We start from the raw sequence: 1,170 nt of genomic DNA, 5'->3' as shown, positions 1-1,170 counted from the left end.
CTATACCTGCTAAGGTTATAGGGACAAGCCGTACGGGCAATTAGTACTGGTTAGCTTAATGCATTACTGCACTTCCACACCCAGCCTATCAACGTCCTGGTCTCGAACGACCCTTCAAGGAGCTCAAGGCTCCGGGAAATCTCATCTCAAGGCAAGTTTCCCGCTTAGATGCTTTCAGCGGTTATCTCTTCCGAACTTAGCTACCCGGCAATGCCACTGGCGTGACAACCGGTACACCAGAGGTTCGTCCACTCCGGTCCTCTCGTACTAGGAGCAGCCCCCTTCAAATTTCCAACGCCCACGGCAGATAGGGACCAAACTGTCTCACGACGTTTTAAACCCAGCTCACGTACCACTTTAAATGGCGAACAGCCATACCCTTGGGACCGGCTACAGCCCCAGGATGTGATGAGCCGACATCGAGGTGCCAAACTCCCCCGTCGATATGAACTCTTGGGAGGAATCAGCCTGTTATCCCCAGAGTACCTTTTATCCGTTGAGCGATGGCCCTTCCATACAGAACCACCGGATCACTATGTCCTACTTTCGTACCTGCTCGACTTGTCGGTCTCGCAGTTAAGCACGCTTATGCCATTGCACTATTAGCACGATGTCCGACCGTACCTAGCGTACCTTCGAACTCCTCCGTTACACTTTAGGAGGAGACCGCCCCAGTCAAACTGCCTACCATGCACTGTCCCCGATCCGGATAACGGACCAAGGTTAGAACCTCAAACAAACCAGGGTGGTATTTCAAGGATGGCTCCACGAGAACTGGCGTCCCCGCTTCAAAGCCTCCCACCTATCCTACACAGATTGGTTCAAAGTCCAATGCAAAGCTACAGTAAAGGTTCATGGGGTCTTTCCGTCTAGCCGCGGGTAGATTGCATCATCACAAACATTTCAACTTCGCTGAGTCTCGGGAGGAGACAGTGTGGCCATCGTTACGCCATTCGTGCAGGTCGGAACTTACCCGACAAGGAATTTCGCTACCTTAGGACCGTTATAGTTACGGCCGCCGTTTACTGGGACTTCAATCAAGAGCTTGCACCCCATCATTTAATCTTCCAGCACCGGGCAGGCGTCACACCCTATACGTCCACTTTCGTGTTTGCAGAGTGCTGTGTTTTTATTAAACAGTCGCAGCCACCAGTTTATTGCAACCCTTTC

Annotated in this window: 1 rRNA gene; it reads right to left on the bottom strand. The window is 51.8% G+C overall.

Going from position 1 to position 1,170, the window contains the following annotated elements:
• Nucleotides 1-19 precede the first annotated feature (19 nt).
• Nucleotides 20-1,170, bottom strand: a 23S ribosomal RNA gene (locus tag LK540_RS25195); the annotation flags it as partial.

It is taken from the genome of Massilia sp. IC2-278 (genome assembly GCF_020708045.1).
Lineage (GTDB): Bacteria > Pseudomonadota > Gammaproteobacteria > Burkholderiales > Burkholderiaceae_D > Telluria.
The sequence above is the reverse complement of the archived record's forward strand: the minus strand, read 5'-3'. Positions and strand labels throughout refer to the sequence as shown.